Below are 25619 nucleotides of genomic sequence, written 5' to 3' on the forward strand. Positions count from 1 at the left end.
GTGCATGATCGTGAAGGATGAAGCGAGGTCACTCCAGCGGTGCTTGAATGCAGTCAGGGATGTTGTGGATGAGATCATCGTAGTGGACACAGGCTCGGTAGACGATACACCTGAAATTGCACGTCTCCATGGTGCCGTTGTCATCCACGCGGAATGGAAGGGTGACTTCAGTAAAGTCCGTAATCTGTCGCTGGCCGCAGCTACGAAACCGTGGATTCTGGTGCTTGATGCAGATGAGGTATGGGTACAGACCCCGCAGATGAAGGCAGAACTCGTGCAGTTGTTATCGGCAAGCAGAGACGATGTATGGGGATATTGGATACAGGTCACGAGTCTGCTGGGTGTGTCCGGTGAAGAGCGCGTGACGGATGCGGTATGCCGATTGTTCCGTAATGATTCCCGAATTGCTTTTCAGGGCAGAATTCACGAAGAGATTGCTTCTTCGATCATGGCACTCGCTCCGCAAGGCGTACTTCATTCAGGACTTGAGGTCATGCATTACGGATATCTGGAGCAGGTGATTAATGCCAAAAATAAAGGTGCACGCAACATGCAGTTGATCCGTTCCGCGTTGAATCAGGAGGGAAATCAACCGGAGCTGTTATATGCTCTGGCTGCCGAATGGTTTCAGCAAGCGAAGTATGATGAAGCACTATGTTTATTACAGCCATTATTGGCGCAGCTTATGCCGGATTGTGGATATCACTCGGATCTGGTGCTGAAAACAGCTTACGCCTGGCGAGAGATTGGCAGCCCGGAACGGGCGCTTGCTGTGGTGGAAGCGTGGGCGCCGGTGTATGAGGATTTTCCGGATTTGTTGGAGCTTGGTGCTGTACTTGAACTGGATCAAGGGAGAGAGGACGTGGCCTTGGACTGGTTAAAACAGGCTAAAATGGCTGCTTCCACAGCCAGCAGATATACATCCGTCTCTGGTGCTGGAACCTACCGCAGCCTGACGCTGGAAGGAATGGCATATGAGCGGGCTGGCCGCTGGGCAGAGGCAGAAGCGGCATACATGGCGGCGCTGGACGTGCAACCCGGCGGCCTGCCTGCATGGCAGCGGCTGTTGTTGCTGGCCGCTGCCACTGGGCGGCCACACGCAATCGCAGGCGTAGCCGCCCGGGTAAGCTTGCCGCCTTCGGCATGGCAAGCACTGATCGCGGCCGCGCTGGCTGCGCATCGGCCGGAGTGGCTGCTGCGCCATGCGGCGGCGCTTGCGGGCCCACTGCGGGCACAGCCGCTGGCCGCCGGGCTTGCGCTCGCCCAGCTGGGCGAGGACGCTGCCGCTCGGGCGGCTTTGCAGCCCTGGGCGGTGCATGCGCAGCACGGGCCAGAGGCGGCCCTGGCGCTGTGGGCGCTAGGCCACAAGCAGCCCGGCAGGCGCAACGCCCGAGCGGCGGCTCGCCAGCGGGCTGCGCTGCCCGCAGCGGCCCACGCCGCCGAGGCGATGCTGCAGCGCGAGGCCAGGGCTCGCAGCAGCGGCATGGCGTCTAGCCCGCCCGGCGATGCAACGCCCAGCGGCTCTGCCGCGCCTGCGGCTGGCGTGCTCGCAGCGGCGCAAGCGCTCGCCGGCATGGGCGCCTGGGCCGCATGGCTGCGCCTGCTGCAAGCCCTGCCGCCCCGCGGCGCGCTGGCGTTGCTCGCAGCGCTTCCGCCTGCGGCACGCTGCGGGTTGCTGCGCGCACCCGCGGGCGTCCGCGAAGGGCTGCTTGCGCTATGCGGCACGCCTGACGGCGCGCAGCAGCCCCGCGCGGACGCGGTGCCCACCCCGGAGCACGTCGCTCACGCACTCCTTGCGGGCACGCTCGCGCTGCTCGCCGGGCGGCAGAACCTGGCACGTGAATGGGCCGAATCGGCCCAACTCACCGCGCGGCAATCTGCCGCCACAGGTCGCCCGGCGACGACCATTCCGCCGGGCCTGCACACCCTGCTGCGCCTGACAGCACCCGGCGCAGCCTCTGCCGATGCGTATACCAACCAGTGCAACATGTTACTGGTACACCTATAATTCATCTTATCACTTATCACTTATCACTTATCACTTATCACTTATCACTTATCACTTATCACTTATCACTTATCACTTATCACTTATCACTTATCACTTATCACTTATCACTTATCTTTATCGTTATCTCTTATCTGTTATCTAACATCTAAGCATCTAACTTCTAATTTTAATTTCTAATCCACAGTCCCTAAATCCCAGTCCCATCCCCCAATCTGTAACCCCGATCTTTTTCTCAATCCATCTCCGATTGAAAGTGCAAAAGCAACGGAGCTACCGGTCTTCGGAGCATTCCCCGAACCGTGCATGGTTCCGTTGCCAATAGATCGGTGCCTTAACCTTTGCATATCACCGCTCGAAAACAGCGAATCGGCGCGCCGTACATGTCAGACCAGATCGCATCGTCCGGCTCTTCCACATTCAGCTTATCCTTAATGTTTAGTCCGGTAACGGCCATGATTGTTTCCAGCAGATCAGGGCGCATCTCGGGTACATCGAAGGTAGCAATCAGCTGTCCGTTTGGCTTCAGCACGCGGGCGAACTCACGAAACGCTCGCAGCATTGTGCCCGTATCCAGATGCTCCAGAACAGAGATACAGAACACCCGATCAAATTTACCCGACTCGTACGGAAGCTGGGCCAGATTGGCCTTTGCACGGTGCAATCGGAAGAGCGTGGATTCCGGCAGATCCTGAGCGGCCAGCTCGCCAAAATCAGAAGCGATATCCAGTCGTATCGCCTCTTCAGACAAAATGCGTTCATCCCAATCACAGGCGTGAACCTCGCGGCAGTGTTCGGCAAGCCAGAATTTGAACGGATGGGAGATGCCGCAGGCTGCATCAAGGACCACATCGTCTGAACGTGCAAACCGCCGGGCCCATTCATATTCGTAGGGACGGCTCCACCATGCCGGATGCAGGGGGAAGACCAATGTGTCCGTTTTAGGGTCACTTTGCCTAATGTATCTTGATTCCATGAATTCCGTTGCCTTGGGCGTATCCATCATCCCCGAATTCCCTCCTTTAATCCTGTCTCTGCCAAAAAAGATTCCAACACCGTGCTCCACCGGCTCCGCCACTTGGCGAGATCATAGGACAGTGCAGTCTCGCGCGCATAGATTCCCAGTCGTTCTCTCTCGGCCCGATCCTGTACGAGACGAACCAGGGCGGCGGTTAGTTCCTGCTCGCCGGGAGGTACCAAAAGCCCGTTAAAACCATCCTGAATCAGATCATTCAGTCCGCCAACATTGGAGGCAATTACCGGAAGTCCACAGCTCATCGCTTCCAGACAGGCATAGGAGGTACCTTCCGAGAACACGGTTGGAATTACGGCGATATCTGCCTGATGGTAGGCCTCCCGAATATCCCGAAAATCATACGTGCGCTGGTTAATTCGCTCCGCATGTGGATGGGTACGATGCCAATAACGAAAGGCTCTCCCGACCGTACTGCCTTCAACCAGCTCCCCGGCAAATTCAATCTCCAGATCCGGAAAAGCCCCCAGCAGCTTATCTGCTGCCAGCATCATTGGAATAATGCCCCGTTCCATGCTGATGCGACGCGGATATATAATGCGAATTGGGCGGGGAGAGGTCAAGCGGACATCCATAGTTTTCTGTTCAATCTGTTCCTGAGTCAGACCATTAACCTGATATTCAGCATCTGCTGATATTACAATATCCGCAGCCCAATCCGTTGAATTCAGGTGGTTACGAGCAACCGTAGACGATCCTCCGACTACCTCGGCTTTTTCCAGCTTTGATAACTCCAAATGGTGACCTACCGCTCCCTTCTCATCTCGTTCTTGATCGCTATCTGTATCCCCACCTCCATCTCCGTTAGCCTTCCCAATGTATGCTCCATCACCACTCGTTCCAGCTTTGCCCTTTACAGCATGCATCCCTGATATAACCGCTCCAGCATTCTCCTCATGACTCGCCAGATCAGTCTTCCATGCGGCCAGCCATTCGTCTTCCTGTTTCTGCTCGAAGGTTCGCGTTGGCGGGGCAGGTGTGAAATAGGAGGTATCCACTGCATTAGGAATCAGGACGACCTGCCTTGGATCGGTATAGGTGCACGCAGCCCGGCAAAAGGTCTGGAAATGGGAATCCACAGATACAATGCGTACGAGTCCATCCAGAGCCAGTTGAATATGTTCCGCCACTTGTTGTTTGGTCTCCAGAGGCAGTCCGGGGCGATCCCAGTTAATGCCATGACAGATGCCAAGACTGCCCGGCTTGTAGGTGATGGGCTGCCACAGACAGCTGGCATAGATCACGGGGCCTCGCGCCGCGGCTGCCATCCGCTCAAAGGCTTCCGGTACATTATCCATGTCGTACGAATAACCGAATACATCAATCTGCTCCGTCCGAGTCTGGAATGCTTCAAAATAAGACAGTTGATGAACCTCGGGAATATGTCCAAGTCCGCGGATGACACTGCACAGATCCAGGATATAACGCTCCAGCCCACCACCGAATACCCGACCAAATTCCCGGTTATACCCGTCGGTGAAGCTATGCGTCAGAATACTCACCACGCCCATCTCACGGACCCTCCTTCCAGGGAATCAGCCGAGGTTCCGGATCAAGAATCGACTCGTAGTGTGCAAGATTGCCCCACTCACCGCCAGGATCAATGCGCTTGTAACGCAAATATTTACGCACCCGGTCCTCCAGGCTGCCTGCCCAGCCGAGATGCTGAACCTTCAGTTCGGTGCTCACCCCAGGCAATACGGTGCAGGACAAGGGAAGACGGGGAACATGATGATTCTGTTGCGGATAAAAATAAGGATATCCAGGCATATACCGTACAAGTGAAGCGGTATGCCGCTTGTGCAGACACCAGAGATCATCTTCCCGGTAATGGGTCCGGCCACCCCACATATCATAGAAACGGAAGGCAAACCAGTCTGCATATTCCTGATTAATCAGCGTGCGTATGGCTTTCTTGGCCTCTGAGCTGTACAGCTCATCCGCATCAACCGATAGCAACCAGTCGGGACGTGTTCCCGCTGCCGCTTGCCATAAGGTGTTGCGAAGTCGCCATTCCTCGGCGAACAGCGGTTTCTCCAATACCTCCAGGCGGACCACCTTCGGATAGGCTTTGCATAGCTCCGGGGTTCCGTCTGTGCTGGCATCGTCTACAATCACGATCTCATCCACGAACTCACTCAGATCATGCAATACTTCTTCAAGGTATCGGCCGCGTTCATTGCGAACCTGGAGCATGGCGGTCAGCTTGTTGCCTTTGCTTTTGCGAACTCGACGGATGGAGAAGGGCTCTTTGAATGCACTCGTTTCCTCTTGTGATACAGCAGCATCCTGTTCACCCTGACCTTGTTCACCGCCCCAGTGATGCACCTGGCTTCGGATGTTCTGCGCTGGCTGTGCATGATTCGGCGGTTGATCGCCATTTCCCAATGCGTCTGTATGTGTCCGATCGACTGTTTCCGTTGGCGTGTAAGTGGTTTCGGGTCGGATATTCCTGTGCACCATTGGCCCATTCAACTGTTGTCTACGCTTCTTCGGGTCCAGCATCACGGCACCTCCCCAAGCAATTGCTGTACGGCATGATCCAACAACTCCAGCTCGACGATCCGGGCGAGCGCATCTTCATCCTCCAGTGCCGTTTCGAGAAAATGTCTGACTGCCCCGTGTCTTTCCCCTCGCAGAGCCAGTGCACTTCCGGATAATAGCTGATAGTCCCGGCGACTGGCATCATCCTGAATATCGACTGCATGCACCAGAGCCAGTGCCTCTTCCGCGCGACCTGTCTCCTGATATATGCGGAATTTCCAATGTCTCGCGGTTTCTCCGCCAAGTTCATCCAGGATGCGCAGCGCGGTTCCGTAATCATCGTTAATACGCAGCAATTCCGCTCGTACAAGTTGATCTTCTCCCGCCTCCAACCAGCGACATAACTGTTCATAATGATGTCGTTCCTGTTCGTCGGCTGCACTAATTCCGTACACCAGCAAGGCGTCCTCCAACTGCCCGGCCCGGGCATGGATGGCAGACAGGAAGCGATAGTGAGAGATCACACAATCACTTCGACCATTCAGGACCGCTTGGGTGAATGCCTCTTGTAATGATTGGATGGCCCGAGAATCTTCAAGCAAGTACTCATAGGCTGCTAGTAAAAAGGATATGGTCTCATGCGCCCCTGCTTTGGCTCGAAGCTGGCGATAGAAATCAGCACGTACACTGCATTGAAGCAAGGTAACGCTATCCGGAGTGCCTGACAGGATCTGCCGCAGCGCATGAAGGAAGAACAGTTCGTAGTCCCGGAGAGGGACTTCGAGATTATCCTTTTGCACCGTACCCACTTGTGAAGGATCTTCGCCTCCCAGCCAGATGGCGCGTACGCCTTGGAATAACAGCTTCATATATCGTGTTTCGGAGGATGTACCTACCAGATCAGCGATACCCACCAGTTTGGAAATACTGCTCTCCCACAGGGGAGAAGAGGCTTCGTCTCCGACAGGCTCAGGGAGCAGGACAATACATAGCTCTGGTTCCAGCGAAGCTGCAGCCATGAGCCAGTAGGGATGAGTAACCACTGCCATGGTGCGGGGTTCCATCAATAGCTGCTTGGCTTCAGGTAAGGAGATTACAGTGATCACTGCAGGTACATCCTCTGTTTGCGTCAGACTGCTGACATAGTAGACCTCGCCCTCAATCGACAGCAGTGCAGCAATATCGGGATAGGGAAAGGATGACCAGCCTCCTTTGCGAGGGAAGAGAACGTAACGGACAGGGGGCTGTTCTGCGACAGCTGCACGGGCCTTATCCGAACTGGCTTCGGAGTCTTCACTTGGTAACGGCGCAGGTTTTTCCATGAATCTTTCACCTCACCTTGACTGTAATAAGGAGCGTCCTTCACTATGCATGTGCTTCATGCTTCCACTTCATATGTAAAGCCCTCACGGCACTTCGCATGATATGCCTGAGACTAACATATGGGCATTCCGTCCCAAACATGAGTATCTTCCATGAATAGATGAAGTAGGCAAGCCATGATAGAGCTTCCCTAAGCACCAATCCTCTAATTTCGGCTTCACTACACCTTCTTGATATTGTAAAAAAGATATTTGAATTCGCATTACAATAGGCTGATTTTTATCTTTTGTGTGACCAGGATCACTTTTTTTTGCTCTAAACACGGAGATTGTGATAATTCTCACATGTATAAAATAGGGAATCTGGCACAATACGTTCATCAACGTATTTGGCGGACAGACAGCGAAGGTGCAGCTTCAATGCCAAATACGCATACTGCGAAGTGAACAGAAAGAAGGGGTAACAGTATGGATCCGATTATGTTATCGCGTATCCAATATGCGCTTACAACGATTTTCCATTTCTTTTTTGTCCCGCTATCCATCGGTCTTGTACTGTTGGTTGCGATCATGGAGACGTTGTACGTTGTTAAGGGGAAGGAAATCTACAAAACGATGGCCAAGTTCTGGGGCAAGCTGTTCCTGATTAACTTTGCCGTCGGGGTTGTCACAGGTATTCTGCAAGAATTCCAGTTCGGCATGAACTGGTCCGAGTACTCCCGGTTTGTGGGGGACGTGTTTGGTGCACCACTGGCTGTTGAAGCGTTACTCGCGTTTTTCATGGAGTCTACATTTATTGGGTTGTGGATATTCGGATGGGATCGTTTGTCCAAAAAAGTGCATCTGGCCTGCATCTGGCTGGTGTTTGTCGGCACATTCCTGTCCGCGTTGTGGATTCTGGCAGCCAATTCATTTATGCAGCATCCTGTCGGGTTTGAGATCAACAACGGCCGAGCCGAGATGAATGATTTCCTGGCACTGATCACAAATGGTCAGCTTCTCGTTGAGTTCCCGCATACGATTTTTGGGGCATTGATGACAGGTGCCTTCGTTGTCACCGGGATCAGTGCTTACAAATTGATGAAGAAGCAGGATGTGGAGATCTTCCGCAAATCGTTTAATATTGCGATCATCATTGGACTCGTTTCTTCATTGGGTGTAGCTTTCTCCGGGCATTTCCAGGCGCAATATCTGGTGGAGACACAGCCGATGAAGATGGCAGCCAGTGAAGGCACATGGACGACGACAGAAGATCCGGCACCATGGACGGTTGTTGCTTTTATCGATCCAGACAAACAGGAGAATACCGGTGAGATCAAAATCCCTGGATTGCTCAGTTACCTGTCCTACAGCAAGTTCTCCGGCAGTGTCACAGGCATGAAGGAGCTTCAAGCCGAGTATGAGCAGACGTATGGACCGGGGAATTACATCCCGCCGGTACGAACAACGTTCTGGAGTTTCCGCATTATGATCGCAGCGGGTGGTCTGATGATTGTCCTGGCGTTATACGGAACGTTCCTGGCCATGCGCAAGAAGCTGGAGATTGCAGGACAGTGGTTCATGCGTCTGATGGTATTTGCTATTTCTCTGCCATTTATCGCTAATACATCTGGTTGGATCATGACCGAGGTTGGCAGGCAGCCGTGGACGGTGTTTGGCTATATGACGACCGAAGCCGGTGTCTCACCGAACGTATCCGCAGGAATGATTTTGTTCTCAACCATCGCTTTTACCGCCGCGTATACGGTTCTCGGAATCGTGATGGTATACCTGTTCGTACGTGAGATCAAGGCAGGACCATATGCGGTCGAGAAGCCAGAAGATCACGATGAATCGGCCGATCCGTTCGGCGTGGATGGAGGTTATTCCGTTGTCACTAAGTGAGTTGTGGTTTTTGCTGATTGCCGTATTGTTTGTGGGATTCTTCTTTTTGGAAGGTTTTGATTTTGGTGTGGGGATGTCCACAGGTATTATCGCCAAAACGGACCGTGAACGCCGGACCCTGATCAATTCGATTGGTCCCTTCTGGGATGGTAACGAAGTATGGCTGATTACAGCAGGGGGTGCCATGTTTGCTGCCTTCCCGCACTGGTATGCCACGATGTTCAGTGGTTTCTACCTGCCGCTTGTGGTCGTATTACTCGCCTTGATTGGTCGCGGGGTTGCCTTCGAATTCCGCAGTAAAATGAAACAGCAGCGCTGGCGCAAAACATGGGATATCATCATTGTGGTATCCAGCGCGCTCCTGCCTTTCCTGTTCGGCGTAGTCTTTGCCACGTTCATGAAGGGTTTGCCCATTGATGGGGAGATGCAGTTGCGCGCAGGATTCTTGGATATCGTTAATCCGTACACTGTAATTGGTGGCTTGAGCGTAACGCTGCTGTGTCTGGTTCATGGATTGCTGTTTGCCTCACTACGAACAGTCGGGGAACTCAGAGAGCGTGCCTTGAATACAGCGCAAAAATTGATGTTGCCGCTGGCCGCGCTGCTTGCCGTGTATGCAATATTGACGTATTTCATGACCGATGTGTTCGCCGTTCGCGGCTGGGCACTGTGGATCATGGTTGTACTTGGTGCAGTTGCACTTGCGCTTGCGGCATACTTCGTTCGTCAGAAGCGTGAAGGCTGGGCTTTTGGTATGACAGGTGCTGTGATTGCAATTGCTTTTGCTTCGGTATTTATCGGACTGTTCCCAAGAGTGATGATGAGTTCCTTTGGAGCGGCATATGACCTGACCGTATACAATGCGGCATCTGGTGCGTATTCCTTGAAAGTCATGACGATTGTAGCTTGTACATTGCTGCCATTTGTTCTTGGGTATCAGATCTGGAGTTATTATATCTTCCGCAAACGTCTGAACGAGCAGCACCACCTGGAGTACTGATATGGGACGGGGGCTGATGAAGCTGCCGGGCATCCGGCCTGTACTCGCGCTGGCATCAGCGCTGGTACTGTTGCAGGCGATGACGATCATTATGCAAGCCAAATGGCTGGCACAGGCCATCACGGCATTGTTTGAAGGTTCATCCGTAACAGAGCAGTACCCGGTACTGCTGCTGTTCCTGGCTGCTTTTGCCGCCCGCTACGCCTTATCCTTCTGGTTACAACTGGTTACATCGCGATATGCGGAGAAGACAGGGACCGATCTGCGCAGACAGATGGTGGAGCAGTGGTTCAGGCTTGGACCGCGTTATGCCAAGACCGAGGGCACAGGCCATCTGGTTACACTGGCACGAGAGGGGACAGCCCAATACAAGACGTATCTGGAACTGTTCATTCCGCGCATGCTGGGCATAGGATGCACACCCATCGTCATTATGCTGTATGTGTTCAAGCTGGATATGATGTCCGGGGTTATTCTGATGCTGACACTCCCGATCCTGATCGTGTTCATGATTCTGATTGGCCTCGCAGCTCAGCGTAAGATAGACGGACAATTCAGATCCTACAAAGCGCTCGCGAACCATTTTGTCGATACCCTGCGTGGGCTGGAGACGCTAAAAACATTGGGACAGAGCAAAACACATGAAGGCTCCATTCGGCGGGTCAGTCAGCGGTATCGGAAGGCGACGATGTCCACCCTTCGCATGGCTTTTCTTTCTTCATTTGCACTCGACTTCTTCACCATGCTGTCCGTTGCTTCCGTGGCGGTTGGTCTGGGATTACGTCTGACGGAGGGACATATGCTGCTCGGCCCTGCGCTGACAGTACTGATTCTGGCACCCGAATATTTCCTGCCTGTACGTATGCTCGGCGCTGATTATCACGCCACATTGGATGGTAAGGAAGCCGGAGCGGCCATTAATCAGGTGATTGAACGGGGGAAAGCCGCTGAACAGAAACAGAAAGAAACCTATGCAAATGTTGTTGCGCATGCGGTTACGGCAGAGGACGAGGCTGGATATGTATCATCATTATCTTCGGGTAAAAGGAAAGTCGGCAATTCGACCATACGCGTCGTGTTGAACGATAGATCGGCTGAGGGGCTTCTTAATCTTGATCATGATTCTACTACTCCTGAGCTTGTTTCTTCTTCCTCGGTTTTCTCTTGGAATGAGAATAGCAGATTGGCACTAACGGATGTGCAGGTACGGCATGATGATGAAGGTCCTTATTCGTTAAAGGATGTTACCTTCCAGATCACAGGTCTTGGCAAAATCGGTATTATCGGCGCCAGCGGAGCAGGCAAGTCCACGTTAATTGATGTATTGGCTGGATTTCAGCTGCCTACTTCAGGCCAAGTATTAGCCAACGGTCAGCCTGTGACACCGGATATGCTTGAATCCTGGCGAAGACAGACAGCAGCGATCCCGCAGCATCCGTATATCTTTAGTGGAAGTTTGGCCGATAACGTTCGATTCTACATACCGGAGGCTTCGGATGCAGAAGTAGCCAAGGCAGTTAGCGCTGCCGGATTAACCAAGTTACTGTCCTCATTATCCGGTGGGCTGAATGAGCCTATTGGGGCTGGCGGCAGACAGCTCAGTGGTGGGCAGGAGCAACGGGTGGCACTGGCAAGAGCTTTGCTGAGCAAACGGAACATCCTGCTGCTCGATGAACCGACAGCACATCTGGATGTGGAAACAGAGTATGAACTGAAACAGACGATGCTGCCGCTGTTCGAAGGCAAACTTGTATTTTTGGCTACCCATCGTCTGCACTGGATGCCACATATGGATCGGATTATTGTTATGGATGGCGGCACGGTGGCAGAGACAGGAACACATCAGGAACTGCTCGCAAAGCAAGGTGTATATTATCAGATGATTCAGGCCCAGATGGAGGCGATATAAAATGAAGTCCGGATATGAACATATGGAGACCGTCCGTAACGGCAAAGAAAAAAATAGCTGGATTGCTCCGTATGTGGCACAGTACCGTTGGAGATTCATTGCAGTCATTGCGCTGGGCACTTGTGCTGCACTGTGTGCGGTACTGCTGCTGTTTACCTCCGGATTTTTGATCTCCAAATCTGCACTGCGTCCTGAAAATATTCTGATGGTATATGTGCCTATTGTTGGGGTACGTGCATTTGGGATATTCCGCGCCGTCTTTCGATATATCGAACGACTGGCAGGACATGATGCCGTACTGCGCGTGTTGGCCGATCAACGGGTGAAGTTATATCGCATTCTGGAGCCACAGGCCCTGTTCCTGCGCTCTCGTATGCAGACCGGAGATGTGCTTGGAGCACTCGCCGATGATGTGGAGCGGCTGCAGGATATCTATCTGCGTACCGTTTTTCCCGCTGTTACAGCGCTTGTGATGTACGGTGGGGCTGTGATTGCTTTTGGCAGTGTGGATCTGGGATTTGCGGTGTGGATGGGCTTGTATATGTTATTCCTTGTTGCCGTGCTACCTGCGATTTCCCTGAAAGTGACGTGGAAATGGCGTGTGCGGCTAAAAAAAGAAAACAGCAGGTTGTATACCCGTCTGACTGACGGTGTGCTTGGACTGGGAGATTGGCTTGCAAGTGGACGAGCAACCGAATTTGTTCAGCAGCAGGAAGAGGCGGAAGAACAGGTCGACACGGTTCGTCGCAAGTTGCGGCGCTGGACACGCTGGCGCGATCTGATGGCCCAGTGTGTCATTGGCCTGATGGTCATATCCGTGACGTTATGGACTGGGAACGCCGCTTCTGGCGGGCAATTACCTGCCGTGATGATTGCTGCTTTTGTACTGGTATTATTTCCGCTTACGGAATCACTTCTGCCAGTAGGGGATGCTGTGGAGCATCTTCCACAGTACCAGGAATCACTGGACCGTTTGAAACAGCTGGAAGGGAAATCGGATCTTCAGGGGCAGACGGGAGTGGATGGTGTTGGCGGAACGGGCGACTCGGACAGACGAATTCGTCTGCGCATTCCGCCCAAACTAAGAGCAGACATCGAGATTAATCGCGTAAGTTACCGTTATGCAGCGGGTGATTCCTACGCCGTACATGATGTATCCCTTCATTTGCCGCAAGGCAAACGATTAGCTATCCTTGGGCGAAGCGGTGGCGGCAAGTCTACCTTGTTGAAGCTCATTCAGGGTGCCTTGCTTCCGTCTGCGGGGAACATTCTGATCAATAATGCACCTGTGCAGACGCTGGATGAGAGTGTGCCTGATGTCATCGCAGTGCTGAATCAGAGCCCACACCTGTTCGATACCACGGTAGCCAATAATTTACGGATTGGTCGTGCACATGCAACGGATGAGGAGATTCGTCAGGTGGCCGCTCAAGTCGGTTTATCCGGTCTGATCGAATCTTTGCCGCAGGGATATGATACACCGATGCTGGAGACGGGTCTGCGTTTCTCAGGTGGGGAAAGACAACGAATTGCACTTGCCCGGGTACTGCTCCGGGAGACACCTGTTGTGATATTCGATGAACCAACCGTGGGGCTTGATCCCGTGACGGAACGTGAACTGATGCGCACCATTCTGGACAGCTTGCAAGGCAAAACGATGATCTGGGTCACCCATCACCTGATTGGTGCGGAACAGATGGACGAACTTATTTTTATGGAAAATGGACAGATTGCCATGCAGGGTTCTCACGAACAACTGCTGGCTGGGGAAGAGCGATACCGCCGTCTCATTGAACTTGATCGGCCGGGATGGACAGGGCGGCAGCAACATGAACAACCGTTGCCGCCGGCGGCTTCGAGATAAGTGTGAGCCAGTGAGCGCGAATCAGATAAACATAACAAAGAGACGAGCCAAGAAATCTTGGACTCGTCTCTTTTTCTAGCATATGACCGCGTTGTTGCGGATACTTACATCTCTACCAACATCAATATGATGGAGGAAAGGCACAGACAAGTGCTGACGAGATAGAGCACAGCAACCACCTGTTTGTGATTCAATCCGGCACGCAGCAGTCGATAATGGGCTTGACTCGCATCGGCCTGGTAGATTGCTTTACCTTGAATGAAGCGTTTGATCACGACAAAGATGTTATCGAAGATTGGTACACCGAGCGCCAAAATTGGAATGAAGATGGACAACATGGTCGCTTGTTTGAATGCACCATCCAGAGCGATAACCGCCAGAATGAAGCCGAGGAACGTAGCACCTGCATCACCCATAAACACTTTGGCAGGAGCTTTGTTGTACTTCAGATAACCTATTGTCACACCAACCAGAGTGATCGACATGAGTGCGGAGTCACTTTGTCCTTTGGCCAGGGCCACGATGAACAAGGTAATCGCCGAGATGGCCGATAATCCACCAGCCAGTCCGTCCATGCCGTCCGAGAAGTTGATGACGGTTGTCACTCCAAAGATCCAGAGGATCGTGAGAATAAATTGCAGCCAGATCGGGAGCATAACATATTCCGCGTTGAAGGGATTCACGAATCCGGTGAACGCAATGCCAGAAGCAAATACGAGCACTGCTGCAGAGACTTGTACGAGCATCTTGGGCAGGGCAGGAAAATCTTTGCCTTTAGTTTTGTACCAGTCGTCGACGGTACCAATCGTTAGCAGAAGCATACCACCAGCGACCAGAGCCGCCGTTTCCCAAGTGATTTCTTTGGTCAGAGCAATGTATGTCAGGAAAAATCCAGTAAATATCGCGTAACTCGCCGTGAGCGGGATCGGTTGCCTGTGCAGCTTACGCTCCACATCCTCCCGAGGCTTGTCCACAAAATCGAGCCGGTGAGCCAGTCGACCAAGCGGCGGAATAAGCAGAACCACGACAGCAAAAGACACTATAAAAGCCAGTATGTATACCATAAACTCGCTTGTTTCACTCCCATCTACCAATTTCTCCTTATTATACGAGTTAAACAGGAAATCTGTCGATGTCATTATTGTAACCAGACGTACGAAAAAAGGTGAGCCAAAGTTCAGATTTTATCGCATTTGAGGAAGATAGGAGCCGAAATATTTTTTTACGGTTTCTGCATGATATCCATCATCACCTTGCCAGGTTGCTGCAAAGATGAAATCACCCGAACCACCCTTGCCTTTTCGCGGGTTATCTCCAGGAACCAATATTCCAGCTGCCGCCCAGATTTCCAGCAGGGCATCCCGCTCCTGTTTGCTGGAAGGCAAGATATCTTTCCACTTTTTCTCCAGTGAACGTGCACTGTCCTTGGGGTCTTCCGTCTGAGCTGCTTCAAGCAGCTTTACGAGGATATCTTGGTCTTCAGGGGTTACTTCATAGCTTGTATCGTTGTCCTTACGCAGTAATTCCAAATCCATAAGGCAATAGAGAAGCCAGCCATGACGCACGCCGCCCCACTTGATCCGTTCAAAGTTCAGGACGTTTAAATCGACGTTGGAATATTCCTTATCTGACTGCAAACGCAGGTAATTACAATCCCCGCAGGCACTGGTGTTAAGGTGAAGGGCAGGGCGTTCCGCATAGGTATGCAGAGGCATGTTCGATGTTAAAGCCCAGCTGGATAATGCGCTGCGCAGGTAAACTTTTTTGGTGGACAGACTATGTAGAAAGGCCGAGATCACCCGTTCCTTGAACGAGTCATCCTGATGCATGTCGTATAGACGCTGGACAATCTCGTCATGCGTAATCGTGAGTGGGTCGAACATAACGCCTTTGCTTTTGGCATACTCAAATTCATCCCCGGAGAACGGGATAGAAGCTGTTTTCCAGCCGCCACCTCCCCAGAATGTGCTCAGCAGTATCTTTGCCGCTTTTTTGTCCATATAGTTAGCCTCCTTTATGGATATACCATCATGATAAATGTGGTTCTTCAATCGATCCCAGACCTGCTTACTTTAATGTGCGTATTCCTCGCTTGTACTCAGAATCATCTCGACGAGGCCTGGAAAACGTGTGTTTAGTTCTTCCTTTCGCAGGGAATAAAAGTGCTGTTTACCTTCAATGCGTGGCTGGATCAAGCCAGCTTCACGTAAAATTTTGATGTGATGGGACAATGTGGATTTGGAAATATGGTCTACTTCGAAGGCGGAACAGTTTTTCTCGCCAGAGCTGGCCAGACAGTGTGCAATTTTCATACGGATCGGATCACCGAGTGCATTGCAGACCGTGGTCAGTTTCAGTTCCGAAGCCATTGGTATCGTTGGAGTTCTCATATCTATGACGTTAGCATATTCGGCTTTTTCTTTCAATGTTTGAAAAATATCGAACTATAGAAGTTGAACCGCTACCGTTACACTTATTTACTTCCGATTGCAGTACCATCTTTCGATCGCTCTTATCCCCAGATTTTCTTTATCCCCTTGGTCCAAGGGAAAAATCCGGTGATAGCGTATGCTTCCGATGTAGCTTTCTTTCAGAAAGCTTTCAAGCGCACGCTTCGCTTCTTCAGATTGGTTTTGCACTCTCCGTCTTACTGCAAAAGTTGGTCTCAACTTATTATTTCTTGCGGGCAGTATAGGAAGTGTGTTACATTTATTTTCAGTTAGTTCGAAAATATTCGAACTGAAAGATTGGAAATCGGATTTTTATTCTAGGAGGAATATATATGAGTACTACAAATACCACTACAATGTTGAACAACTACTTCCGTTTATTTGATGCTTCACGTACAGAAGAGCGCGCCATGGAAGATCTGTTGTCCCTGTTTACACCGGACGCAGAAATTGTACTTAACGGTACCAGTCGAACAGGGTTCGATGGTTTTATGAAAGCTTTCTACGAGTACAATAAGGACGTAAAACATATGTGGGACGCGTGGGTGCAGCAACCTGACGGCAGCTACCAAACCAACTGGGCGGTATGCGGACAAGCAGCAGACGGCACGGTATATGCCAAAGCAGGCATTGATATCGCGCGTGTAAATGATGCGGGGCAGATTGTGTATCTGGAGAATGTTCAGGCCGATCAGAATGCATTCAGCAAGTATAATCAGTAATAGCGCAGTATAATTTAAGTAATAATAAAATGGTTTGGAAATGAAGCTCAACAGTCTCTCAGACTGTGGGGCTTTTTTTCGTTGGCCTATTTAACTCATTTGAGAGACCCTGATGAGGAAGAGGGTTTCATCATGCTATTAGCCACAATTTCTACAGGGAAATGGATACAAAAAAACTTTACATGAAGATATGTACATGAAAATTTGCAGATGAAAAAGACCCTCCCGCATGTTCTAAACATGGCGGGACGGTCATTATGAACGTGCGTAAGACGTAGTCGATATAGCCGTAGATTATTTTGAGCCAATGCAGCTTAGGAGATGGTAATTCACTGCATGATGACGATGGTCTGTCAATTCTAACGAACCTGAGACGCGCTATTGACCGAAATTTGGTATAAGTCAGATTCTAACGAATCGAAGAGACGTTATTATCAGGGAATTCGGACTGTGGGGCTGCTGACCGCTGCTAAAATCGGATATAAGGTGGCTCAGATTCGTTAGATGTTGAAAACACGTCATAAACCTCAAATAAGACGTCTACGATTCGTTAGCTATTCCGTGCCATGCCACGCCTTCCCTATCCCTGCATCGTCTTGTTCTGAAAAGCAGCGATATCCGCATACTCTTCTTCGAATTTGCGGGAGATGCGGATGAAGATCGGCAGCAGTTCCCGGTAGACACGGACACTGTCCGGGTCCGGCTGGTGTCGGTGCGTTGATCCGATCATGCCGGAGACGGCACTCAGGGAATCAATGCGCCCAAGGGCATACAAGCCCAGTACGGTTGCGCCGAGGCAGGAGCTTTCGATACTTTCGGGGATGATGACATCCTGATCGAAAATATCGGCCATCATCTGTCGCCACAACTCGGAGCGGGCGAAGCCGCCTGTCGCCTGGATTTTTTTCGGACGACCGATCTTTTCTTCAATCGCTAACATAACCGTATACAGGTTGAACAATACACCTTCGAGCGCGGCGCGAATCATATGTTCTTTCTTATGATGCAGGGTCAGGCCAAAGAACGAGCCGCGTGCGTTCGGATTCCAGAGCGGAGCCCGCTCACCCGTCATGTAAGGATGGAACAAGAGCCCTTCCGAACCCGGAGGTACATTTTCCGCAACACGAGTGAGCACTTCATACGGATCAATGCCAAGTCGTTTCGCGGTCTCTACCTCGGAAGCCGCAAACTCGTCCCGTATCCAGCGGAAAATAACACCGCCGTTGTTCACGGGTCCGCCAATCACCCATGCATCCTCTGTGAGTGCATAACAGAAGAAGCGTCCTTTCGGATCGGTCACCGGTTTATCCACGACGGTACGAATCGCTCCACTGGTACCAATAGTCACGGCCACGACCCCTGGATCAATGGCGTTAACGCCCAGATTGGACAGTACGCCATCACTGGCCCCGATAACAAACGGTGTGGTGAAAGCAATGCCCATCTCCTTGGCGTACTCCGGATGCAAACCATGTTTGAGCACATGTGTGGTCGGTACCAATCGAGACAGGTGCTCCGGCGTAATGCCCGCCACATGCAGCGCTTCTGCATCCCAGTCGAGTTTTTCCAGATTCATGAGTCCGGTGGCGGAGGCCATGGAGTGGTCGATGACGTATTCAGAAAATAATTTATAGAAAACATATTCTTTCATCGATATGAATTTGTGCGTCTGCTGGAACAGTTCCGGTTGATCCCGAGTGAGCCACATGATTTTGGTGAGTGGGGACATCGGATGAATCGGTGTCCCTGTTCTCAGATAGATTTCGTGACCATTCATCTCCGATTTGAGTACTTCAGTCCACTCGGCACTGCGATTATCTGCCCATGTCATGGCCCGCATCAGCGGTGTACCGTGTTGATCGACAGGCAGAATGCTGTGCATGGCCGAACTGAAGGATACAAACAGGATGTCTTCTGGCTTAACTCCCGCCTTGGAGGTGGCCTGTTTAACCGATGTAATGACTGCTTTGAAAATATCTTCCGCATCCTGCTCTGCAATCGCAGGTGTGGGGGTGTGCAGCGGATAATCGGCACTACCTTGAGCCACAATGGTGCCGTTCTGCTCGAACAAGACGGCCTTGGTGGAGGTTGTGCCGATATCTACGCCGATCATATAGGGTGAAGAAGCCATTTTGTCATCCCTCTTTCTTAAATATATAAGTGAAAGAATGCTGTTACACGTTCACACTTCGGGTACAGAAAGCCTTCCGCTCGCGTAAATACGAAGCATATGCTTTCGAAGTAGCTTTCCTCTAGAAAGCTTTTAATTCCATTTCTTCAGGCCCTTTCTGTCCCCTTCGCGCACGTGGCGCTATTCATCCAACTTATATGGCATCTGTTATTTCAACTATAGATAAGAATATCAGACTTGAGGGATGGATCAAAATTGGAACAGATTACGTCGATCTCGATTACACCAGCCTTAATCCTTCACCGCTCCTGCGGCAATATCCGAAATGAACTGGCGGCTGATGAACAGGAACATGACAATCAGCGGAATGACGGCAAGCAACGTACCTGCGATCACCATCGCGTAGTCGGTGTTATACAGCCCGTTTAATTGAGACAACGCAATCTGCAACGTGTATTTACGCTCATCCGTCAGGACAATCAAAGGCCACAGATAATCGTTCCATACGCCAATAAAGGTAAACGCGCCGAGGAAAGCAAAGGCAGGTCGCAGAATCGGCAGCGCCACGTTCCAATAGAGCCGGAAGAAATTACAGCCGTCGATGCGTCCTGCATCGAGCAGATCATTCGGAATCGACTCCGTAGCATATTGGCGAATCCAGAAGATGCCGAAGGCGTTAACCATGCCCGGAATAATGAGGGCTTTGAAGGAACCGACCCAGCCAAAGGTAGCCATGAGCACGAAGGAGGGCACCAGTGACAGCTGGGAAGGTACCATCATGGTCGCAAGCAGCAAGATGAAAAGCCACTTTTTGCCGGGAAATTCAAACTTCGCAAACGCAAACCCCGCCAGTGAGTCAAAAAACAGTACCAGAATGGTCACGAGGCCCGACACAAACAACGTATTCAGAAAGGCGCCCCAGAAATCTATCTGCTGTAACACCCGCGTAATATTATTCCACAATTCGCCCCCGAACCAGAGCTGCGGTGGGAACTTGTAGATATCGGACGTTGTCCGGGTAGACATTACAATCAGCCAATAGAACGGGAACATGGATATGAGCATGCCCCCGATAAGACCGGTATACAACACCAGCGATTTGAGGTGTTTGGTCGCCATGTGCGCTCCCCCTTATCACATCAGGATGATTTGCCTTGAACAAGCTTCCAGTTCACAATCGAGAACAGGGCGATAATGAGGAACATGCCCCAACCAACGGCAGCGCCATAGCCGAAGTAATTGTTAATGAAGGATTCACGGTAGAGGTAGAGTACAATCGTCATGCCTGCTGCACCTGCGCCACCATCATTGCCGACCAATACTTGCGGTTCGGTGAACAGCTGCATACCGCCAATGGTTGACGTAATGACCGTAAACAGGATGACAGGGCGCAGCATCGGAATTGTAATTCGGAAAAAGGACTGTATGGCTGATGCGCCGTCAATCTTGGCTGCTTCGTATAATGTCTGCGGGATACTCTGTAATCCGGCCAGATAGATGACCGCGTTATATCCGGTCCAGCGCCAGACGACCATGGAGGAGATGGCAACTTTGATGCCCCATGGTGCATTCAGCCACTCTACAACCGGTAGCCCGACCGATTGCAACAGATAATTGAGAAAACCATAATTGTTAGCAAATAAAGCACCAAAGATAATGGCTACCGCTACGATGGACGTGACGTTTGGCAGGAAATAACCGACTCGAAATAAGGTACGGAACTTCACAAATGGTGCATGCAGCAGAAAGGCAATAATCAATGCGAAGAAGAGCATCGGAATCGTCGAATAGATCCAGATCATGAAGGTGTTGCCCACGGCTTGCCAGAACTCGGCATCAGTCAGCATGTATTTGAAGTTGTTGAAACCGTTGTACGTCATGACACCGATGCCATCCCATTTATGAAAAGCCAGATAGAGTGAGAACCCGATGGGGAACAGCCCAAATACCGCAAACAGAATATAAAACGGCGATATCGCAACATAGAGTGCGCGATGCTCCCACATTCTCGCCCATAGTGATTTCTGCCGATCCAGATCAGGTCTGGTATTGCCAGGATCGGGCGTAAGACGAGGTTCAGTTACAGCCATATGAATTCCTCCTTTGCGGATAACAAGACCACATAAAACCAGGACCAGTAATCAGGATAACGCTGTATTTTATACTCACCGCTGCAATTCCCGCTCAACGCGGTGTACCGTATCCGTCCAGACCTGCTGTGGATCGGCATTTTGCTTTGCGACATCATTCAGCCGCCGGGTGATAATATTGTGTACGGATGGGTATCGTTCGCCAAAGAAAGCATCCGGTACATCCTGTGCCGATTCGGCAAATACAGGCCCTGTCGCCTGTCCACCGAAGAAAGGTTCTTTTTCTTTCATGGCAGAATCATCAAACACACCCGGTGCAGAGGGGAAAAGGTTCAATGTCTGATATTGCTCCAGTTGATTTTCGGGACTTTGCAGCCAGCGAATCAGTTCAAAGGCTTCCTGAGGATGTTCACTCGACTTCAGGATAGACAGGAATGATCCTCCGTTGTTGCCATCCCCTCCCGGAGCCCGAGCTACCCGCCACTTTCCGGATGTATCCGGTGCAGCTTCCTGAAGAACTTGTTTCATCCAGACAGCACCCACGAACGAGGCGACTTCACCGTTATTCATCGCTGCGTTCCAGCCCGGAGTCCAGCCATCTGCATTGGCAAGCAAGCCTTTCTCTTTAAAGGCAACGGCCGTATCCCAGCTCTTGCGCACAGTAGGGGAATCCATACCGATAAAGGACCCATCCGGGCGGAAATAACGTTCGGCAGCCTGTGATAAGACTTGATTGTAAACGGTTGCAATATTGTCGGTCAGAAATACCTTGCCTCCGAATTTTTCCTTGATCTTCTCTCCGGCAGCAGCATAGGCCTCCCAGCTGTTGATCTGACGTGTAACGTCTTCAGGATCAGATGGCAATCCGGCCTCCTTGAACAGATCTTCCCGGTAGAAGAGGGCTGTCGGTCCCGTATCCATGGGGAAACCGATCATCTGTCCATTTGGCGTCACGCCTTGCTTCCATTTCCACGGCAGATATTGGTCTTCAATATCTCCTGCACCAAGATCATACAGATTATAGAAACGGTCCTCACTGGGGAATAGCTCCATGATCCAGTCGTTCAGTGCAACAATGTCTGGCTCACCTGAGCGTGCAGCGAGTGTTGTTTTGAGTTTTGCCTTGAAATCACCGCCGATTTTCTGAGCTGTCAGTTCAATATTGGGGAACTTTTCTTTAGCCCTGGCAATCAACTTATCATCGATGGAACGATTCCAGTACCATAATGTAAGCGCTACCTTTTTGTTGTTCGCTGAATCGTCCTGTCCGGGCCAGATGGAGCATCCGCTTATGAGCAGGACGCAGACCATCAGTATGGCTGTCCAGCATGTTCTTTTCCGGCGGATCATGTGTATTACCCCCTCATCGTTAAGTTCGAGGCATGAAGTGCTTTGTACTACAACATTAGTGTATGAGCAGTTTATTAAGTCATACCCAATATTCCTGAAATGAAACACATATTTGTGTCCATTGCGTAACATAAATTGGGTAGTTACTTTAAAAATAAAAGTTACTTGACACAATATAATTTTTATTCTAAACTAACTTACATAAAGTAACTAATGATGATGAGAATAATATAGATACGTACTATATAACATCCGAGTGATCCATTTTCGCTCTGGATGCGAATCAATCAACAGACAGTGGCCTAAACAGGAGGAACGACAATGATCAATTCACATATTATTCAACTGCTTGCCCCCAAAATTCAGACTTTTCCGAGTGGAAAAGAGTTTATATACCTGGTGGGACCGATCAAGCTTCCGGTTAACCTGGATGGGGAGACCAAGACATTTCAGTGGTATAGCTGGATGAAATCGGACAAAGCGATGGAGAGCGGCGAGTTAATTGAATCTCTCGCTGCTGCTGAACTGGCAGAGCGCCAACAATCCAGTGTTCTGGTATATGGTGATTTTGCCGAAGTGCAAGAAGCATTAATTCGGATGCACAGCATCTGCCATACAGGCGATATCTTTGGCAGCAAACGCTGTGATTGCGGTTTTCAGTTGGAGCAGTCCATGAAGATGATTGCCGCTCACGGAGCGGGTGCGCTGTTCTATCTTGCGAACCATGAAGGACGTGGTATCGGTCTGTTCAGCAAAGCGATGGCGTACATTTTGCAAGAAGAGGGTCTGGATACGGTAGATGCGAACTTGCAGCTTGGATTCACGGACGACGCTCGTAATTATGACGATGCGATTGCTGTGTTACGTGCGCTTCGTTCCGCACCCGTTACATTGATCACCAACAATCCACGGAAGCTGGCTGCCTTGCAGGAAGCGGGATTGAATGTTGGCGGACGTGTCCCACTCTGGGGCGATCGCTCTGCGTTCAACGAGAAATATCTGCAGACCAAAGTGAACCGTTCCGGTCACTTGGCAGAAAATGATGGCTGGGCTGGGGCAGAGACGCTGCTTCCGCATGCACAGGCCTAATGATGATTCATTAAAGGGCACGATTAACTAGGTAGCCGTTGTTGTACTCTCCATTAAGGAGAAATACTGCAACGGCTTTTTGGTGCGATCTTGATAACCGGCAAGCAACCAAATTTCCTGATTTACGGAATGGCTTGCCGTTCTCACTGGACGGATTATACAATATAGGCATCTGATGAATGCGGGAGGAACTAAGGTGCCATTTGAGGGACAACGTATATTGCCAGCTGCGAAGAGCATGAAGCAGTTCGAAGCGATGATTGAAGGCCCTTATACCTATGGGGTGATGCTGGAAACCCATATTGCACAGCTTCAGAGTGTGATGGACGAGGCGAAGCGTTATGACAAGAAAATACTTTTGCATGCAGATCTGGTACAGGGATTGAAGAATGATGAGTATGCGGCAGAGTATCTGTGTCAGCACATTCGTCCGGCAGGACTGATCTCTACACGGGCAAGTGTTATTCAGAAGGCGAAGCAAAAGGGCATTACAGCGATTCAACGTATTTTTCTGCTGGATACCCATGCATTGGAGAAAAGTTATCTCTTGCTGGCCAAAACTCAACCGGATTATATTGAAGTATTACCTGGTGTCATTCCGCATATTATTGCGGAAGTGTCTGTGCGTACCGGTATCCCTATTATTGCAGGGGGATTGATTCGATCACCGGAAGAGGTTGAACTTGCGCTTGGTGTTGGGGCTACGGCAGTGACCACATCCAATGCAGATCTGATTCGACACTTTGAGAAATCGCTTACACCCTAAAAAGAACCCACAACAGGAGGTTATCTGTATGGAAAAGTATATATTGGCTCTGGATCAGGGAACGACAAGCTCCCGAGCTATTCTGTTTAATCGGGGCGGAGAGATCGTGCACATTGCACAGCAGGAATTCCCCCAGTATTTCCCCAAGCCGGGCTGGGTGGAGCAGAATGCCAACGAAATCTGGAGTTCCATTCTTGCCGTGATGGCCTCATGTCTGGCTGAGAGCGGCATCAAACCGGCTCAGATTGCCGGAATTGGAATTACGAATCAGCGGGAGACGGTTGTGGTATGGGACAAAGTAACAGGCAGACCCATCTATAATGCAGTGGTATGGCAGTCCAGACAGACTGCAGACATCTGTGAAGAATTGAAGATGCAAGGTCTAGGAGACCTTTTCCGCCGCAAAACAGGATTGCTGATTGATCCTTATTTCTCGGGAACGAAGGTCAAATGGATCCTGGATCATGTCCCTGGCGCCCGGGAGCGGGCAGAGAAGGGGGAATTACTGTTTGGCACGATTGATAGCTGGCTGATCTGGAAACTGAGCGGGGGGACACATGTCACGGATATATCCAATGCCTCACGTACCCTGATCTATAACATCTATGATCTGCAATGGGATGACGAATTGTTGGAGATCCTCGACATCCCTAAGGCGATGCTGCCAGAGGTACGAGGTTCATCCGAGGTGTATGCACACACGACAGACTATCATTTCTTCGGGCATCGGATTCCGATTGCGGGAGCGGCAGGAGATCAACAGGCAGCGATGTTTGGTCAGGGCTGTTACACCAAAGGTAGCATGAAAAATACATATGGTACCGGTTGTTTCATGCTTATGAATACCGGAGAGAACCCGGTACAATCCGATCACGGACTGATTACAACCATTGCCTGGGGGATGAATGGCAAGGTTGAATATGCGCTCGAAGGCAGCATTTTTGTTGCAGGTTCAGCGGTTCAGTGGTTGCGTGACGGATTAAGAATGCTTCGCTCTTCCAAAGATAGTGAGGATTACGCCTCACGTGTACTTTCAACAGACGGCGTTTATATGGTCCCTGCATTTGTGGGACTGGGCAGTCCGTATTGGGATAGTGAGGTTAAGGGTGCGGTGTTTGGCTTGACCCGAGGCACGACAAAGGAACACTTTATCCGCGCTACGCTTGAGGCGTTGGCGTATCAGACCAAAGATGTACTGGAGGCCATGGAATCCGACTCGGGTATCTCCGTACATGCTTTGCGTGTGGATGGGGGAGCGGCTGCCAATGATTTTCTCATGCAGTTCCAGAGTGATATTCTGGGCATTCCTGTCGAACGACCAACGGTGAATGAAACGACGGCATTGGGTGCGGCTTATCTGGCAGGATTGGCGGTTGGATATTGGACGAGTGCGGATGAATTGACCGATCATGAAAATACGGAGCGTGTCTTCCATCCTGTTATGGGTGAGCAACAACGGACAGAACTGTATGCAGGCTGGAAGCGAGCAGTGAATGCAGCGATGGCTTTTAAATAAG

General features: G+C 50.9%; 20 protein-coding genes. 9 read left to right on the top strand and 11 right to left on the bottom strand.

The genetic code is table 11. The annotated features are described in order from the left end of the window. The first annotated feature begins 4 nt into the window (after positions 1-4). A complete protein-coding gene (locus MKY73_RS00310; RefSeq protein ID WP_339305060.1) occupies positions 5-2008 on the top strand; it encodes a glycosyltransferase family 2 protein in 2004 nt (667 codons plus the stop codon). A 334-nt stretch (positions 2009-2342) separates the two neighbouring features. On the opposite strand, the gene MKY73_RS00315 is transcribed toward MKY73_RS00310, so the two are convergent. Genes MKY73_RS00315 through MKY73_RS00330 form a run of 4 tightly spaced genes read right to left on the bottom strand, consistent with a single transcriptional unit; the run spans position 2343 to position 6847 of the window. Beyond that, a complete protein-coding gene (locus tag MKY73_RS00315) occupies positions 2343-3014 on the bottom strand; it encodes a class I SAM-dependent methyltransferase (RefSeq protein ID WP_339305062.1) in 672 nt (223 codons plus the stop codon). Next, positions 3011-4552, bottom strand: coding sequence for a glycosyltransferase (locus MKY73_RS00320; RefSeq protein WP_339305064.1), 1542 nt, complete (start codon positions 4550-4552; stop codon positions 3011-3013). The genes MKY73_RS00315 and MKY73_RS00320 overlap by 4 nt, the downstream gene beginning before the upstream one ends. Before the next feature lies 1 nt (position 4553). Continuing rightward, positions 4554-5546, bottom strand: a complete 993-nt coding sequence (locus MKY73_RS00325; RefSeq protein WP_339305065.1) for a glycosyltransferase — start codon at positions 5544-5546, stop codon at positions 4554-4556. Then, positions 5546-6847, bottom strand: coding sequence for a hypothetical protein (locus MKY73_RS00330; RefSeq protein WP_339305066.1), 1302 nt, complete (start codon positions 6845-6847; stop codon positions 5546-5548). Before MKY73_RS00330 ends, MKY73_RS00325 begins: the two co-directional genes overlap by 1 nt. A gap of 468 nt (positions 6848-7315) precedes the next feature. Between MKY73_RS00330 and MKY73_RS00335 the strand changes: the two genes are divergently transcribed. Genes MKY73_RS00335 through cydC form a run of 4 tightly spaced genes read left to right on the top strand, consistent with a single transcriptional unit; the run spans position 7316 to position 13504 of the window. Further along, complete coding sequence (locus MKY73_RS00335; protein WP_339305068.1) at positions 7316-8731, top strand: cytochrome ubiquinol oxidase subunit I; 1416 nt, start codon at positions 7316-7318, stop codon at positions 8729-8731. Beyond that, positions 8703-9731: a cytochrome d ubiquinol oxidase subunit II gene (cydB, locus tag MKY73_RS00340; protein WP_339308798.1), complete on the top strand. Its 1029-nt coding sequence runs from the start codon at positions 8703-8705 to the stop codon at positions 9729-9731. Before MKY73_RS00335 ends, cydB begins: the two co-directional genes overlap by 29 nt. Before the next feature lies 1 nt (position 9732). Further along, entirely contained in the window at positions 9733-11640 is a 1908-nt protein-coding gene (cydD, locus tag MKY73_RS00345; protein WP_339305070.1) for a thiol reductant ABC exporter subunit CydD, read from the top strand. A gap of 1 nt (position 11641) precedes the next feature. After that, positions 11642-13504: a thiol reductant ABC exporter subunit CydC gene (gene cydC, locus MKY73_RS00350; protein ID WP_339305071.1), complete on the top strand. Its 1863-nt coding sequence runs from the start codon at positions 11642-11644 to the stop codon at positions 13502-13504. A 104-nt stretch (positions 13505-13608) separates the two neighbouring features. Here cydC and MKY73_RS00355 read toward each other — a convergent pair whose 3' ends face one another. The 3 genes from MKY73_RS00355 to MKY73_RS00365 all read right to left on the bottom strand — a co-directional run bounded on the left by MKY73_RS00355 (position 13609) and on the right by MKY73_RS00365 (position 15894). Beyond that, positions 13609-14568, bottom strand: coding sequence for an MraY family glycosyltransferase (locus MKY73_RS00355; protein WP_339308800.1), 960 nt, complete (start codon positions 14566-14568; stop codon positions 13609-13611). A gap of 120 nt (positions 14569-14688) precedes the next feature. Further along, on the bottom strand, positions 14689-15504 hold the full coding sequence (locus MKY73_RS00360) for a hypothetical protein (RefSeq protein WP_339305072.1): 816 nt from the start codon (positions 15502-15504) through the stop codon (positions 14689-14691). A 72-nt stretch (positions 15505-15576) separates the two neighbouring features. Further along, a complete protein-coding gene (locus MKY73_RS00365) occupies positions 15577-15894 on the bottom strand; it encodes a metalloregulator ArsR/SmtB family transcription factor (protein ID WP_339305074.1) in 318 nt (105 codons plus the stop codon). Positions 15895-16286: 392 nt separating this feature from the next. On the opposite strand from MKY73_RS00365, the gene MKY73_RS00370 reads away from it, so the two are divergent. Next, entirely contained in the window at positions 16287-16676 is a 390-nt protein-coding gene (locus MKY73_RS00370) for a nuclear transport factor 2 family protein (RefSeq protein WP_339305075.1), read from the top strand. A 580-nt stretch (positions 16677-17256) separates the two neighbouring features. On the opposite strand, the gene gntK is transcribed toward MKY73_RS00370, so the two are convergent. From gntK to MKY73_RS00390, 4 genes are all read right to left on the bottom strand, one after another. Continuing rightward, the gene (gntK, locus tag MKY73_RS00375; RefSeq protein WP_339305076.1) at positions 17257-18807 is read right to left on the bottom strand and encodes a gluconokinase; all 1551 of its coding nucleotides are present in this window, start codon (positions 18805-18807) and stop codon (positions 17257-17259) included. Between the two features lie 291 nt (positions 18808-19098). Next, positions 19099-19926: a carbohydrate ABC transporter permease gene (locus tag MKY73_RS00380; RefSeq protein WP_036612996.1), complete on the bottom strand. Its 828-nt coding sequence runs from the start codon at positions 19924-19926 to the stop codon at positions 19099-19101. Between the two features lie 20 nt (positions 19927-19946). Beyond that, positions 19947-20813 (bottom strand): sugar ABC transporter permease, encoded by an 867-nt coding sequence (locus MKY73_RS00385; RefSeq protein WP_091013252.1) that lies wholly within the window; start codon positions 20811-20813, stop codon positions 19947-19949. A 159-nt stretch (positions 20814-20972) separates the two neighbouring features. Beyond that, positions 20973-22208, bottom strand: a complete 1236-nt coding sequence (locus MKY73_RS00390; protein ID WP_339308801.1) for an extracellular solute-binding protein — start codon at positions 22206-22208, stop codon at positions 20973-20975. A 360-nt stretch (positions 22209-22568) separates the two neighbouring features. Here MKY73_RS00390 and MKY73_RS00395 point away from each other — a divergent pair, with 360 nt between their 5' ends. From MKY73_RS00395 to glpK, 3 genes are all read left to right on the top strand, one after another. Continuing rightward, positions 22569-23336 (top strand): GTP cyclohydrolase II, encoded by a 768-nt coding sequence (locus tag MKY73_RS00395; RefSeq protein ID WP_339305077.1) that lies wholly within the window; start codon positions 22569-22571, stop codon positions 23334-23336. A 196-nt stretch (positions 23337-23532) separates the two neighbouring features. Then, positions 23533-24102, top strand: coding sequence for a glycerol-3-phosphate responsive antiterminator (locus tag MKY73_RS00400; protein WP_339257819.1), 570 nt, complete (start codon positions 23533-23535; stop codon positions 24100-24102). 28 nt (positions 24103-24130) lie between these two features. After that, a complete protein-coding gene (gene glpK, locus MKY73_RS00405) occupies positions 24131-25618 on the top strand; it encodes a glycerol kinase GlpK (RefSeq protein ID WP_339305078.1) in 1488 nt (495 codons plus the stop codon). Position 25619 lies beyond the last annotated feature (1 nt).

It is taken from the genome of Paenibacillus sp. FSL R5-0519 (assembly GCF_037974275.1).
Classification (GTDB): Bacteria; Bacillota; Bacilli; order Paenibacillales; family Paenibacillaceae; genus Paenibacillus.

Coding starts and splice junctions, on each gene's coding strand:
- MKY73_RS00330 (WP_339305066.1), bottom strand. CDS start 6,847: ATGGAAAAACCTGCGCCGTTACCAAGTGAAGACTCCGAAGCCAGTTCG.
- gntK (WP_339305076.1), bottom strand. CDS start 18,807: ATGGCTTCTTCACCCTATATGATCGGCGTAGATATCGGCACAACCTCC.
- MKY73_RS00320 (WP_339305064.1), bottom strand. CDS start 4,552: ATGGGCGTGGTGAGTATTCTGACGCATAGCTTCACCGACGGGTATAAC.
- MKY73_RS00310 (WP_339305060.1), top strand. CDS start 5: ATGATCGTGAAGGATGAAGCGAGGTCACTCCAGCGGTGCTTGAATGCA.
- glpK (WP_339305078.1), top strand. CDS start 24,131: ATGGAAAAGTATATATTGGCTCTGGATCAGGGAACGACAAGCTCCCGA.
- cydD (WP_339305070.1), top strand. CDS start 9,733: ATGGGACGGGGGCTGATGAAGCTGCCGGGCATCCGGCCTGTACTCGCG.
- cydB (WP_339308798.1), top strand. CDS start 8,703: ATGGAGGTTATTCCGTTGTCACTAAGTGAGTTGTGGTTTTTGCTGATT.
- MKY73_RS00370 (WP_339305075.1), top strand. CDS start 16,287: ATGAGTACTACAAATACCACTACAATGTTGAACAACTACTTCCGTTTA.
- MKY73_RS00360 (WP_339305072.1), bottom strand. CDS start 15,504: ATGGACAAAAAAGCGGCAAAGATACTGCTGAGCACATTCTGGGGAGGT.
- MKY73_RS00355 (WP_339308800.1), bottom strand. CDS start 14,568: ATGGTATACATACTGGCTTTTATAGTGTCTTTTGCTGTCGTGGTTCTG.
- MKY73_RS00365 (WP_339305074.1), bottom strand. CDS start 15,894: ATGAGAACTCCAACGATACCAATGGCTTCGGAACTGAAACTGACCACG.
- MKY73_RS00325 (WP_339305065.1), bottom strand. CDS start 5,546: ATGCTGGACCCGAAGAAGCGTAGACAACAGTTGAATGGGCCAATGGTG.
- MKY73_RS00335 (WP_339305068.1), top strand. CDS start 7,316: ATGGATCCGATTATGTTATCGCGTATCCAATATGCGCTTACAACGATT.
- MKY73_RS00380 (WP_036612996.1), bottom strand. CDS start 19,926: ATGGCGACCAAACACCTCAAATCGCTGGTGTTGTATACCGGTCTTATC.
- MKY73_RS00390 (WP_339308801.1), bottom strand. CDS start 22,208: ATGGTCTGCGTCCTGCTCATAAGCGGATGCTCCATCTGGCCCGGACAG.
- cydC (WP_339305071.1), top strand. CDS start 11,642: ATGAAGTCCGGATATGAACATATGGAGACCGTCCGTAACGGCAAAGAA.
- MKY73_RS00315 (WP_339305062.1), bottom strand. CDS start 3,014: ATGATGGATACGCCCAAGGCAACGGAATTCATGGAATCAAGATACATT.
- MKY73_RS00395 (WP_339305077.1), top strand. CDS start 22,569: ATGATCAATTCACATATTATTCAACTGCTTGCCCCCAAAATTCAGACT.
- MKY73_RS00385 (WP_091013252.1), bottom strand. CDS start 20,813: ATGTGGGAGCATCGCGCACTCTATGTTGCGATATCGCCGTTTTATATT.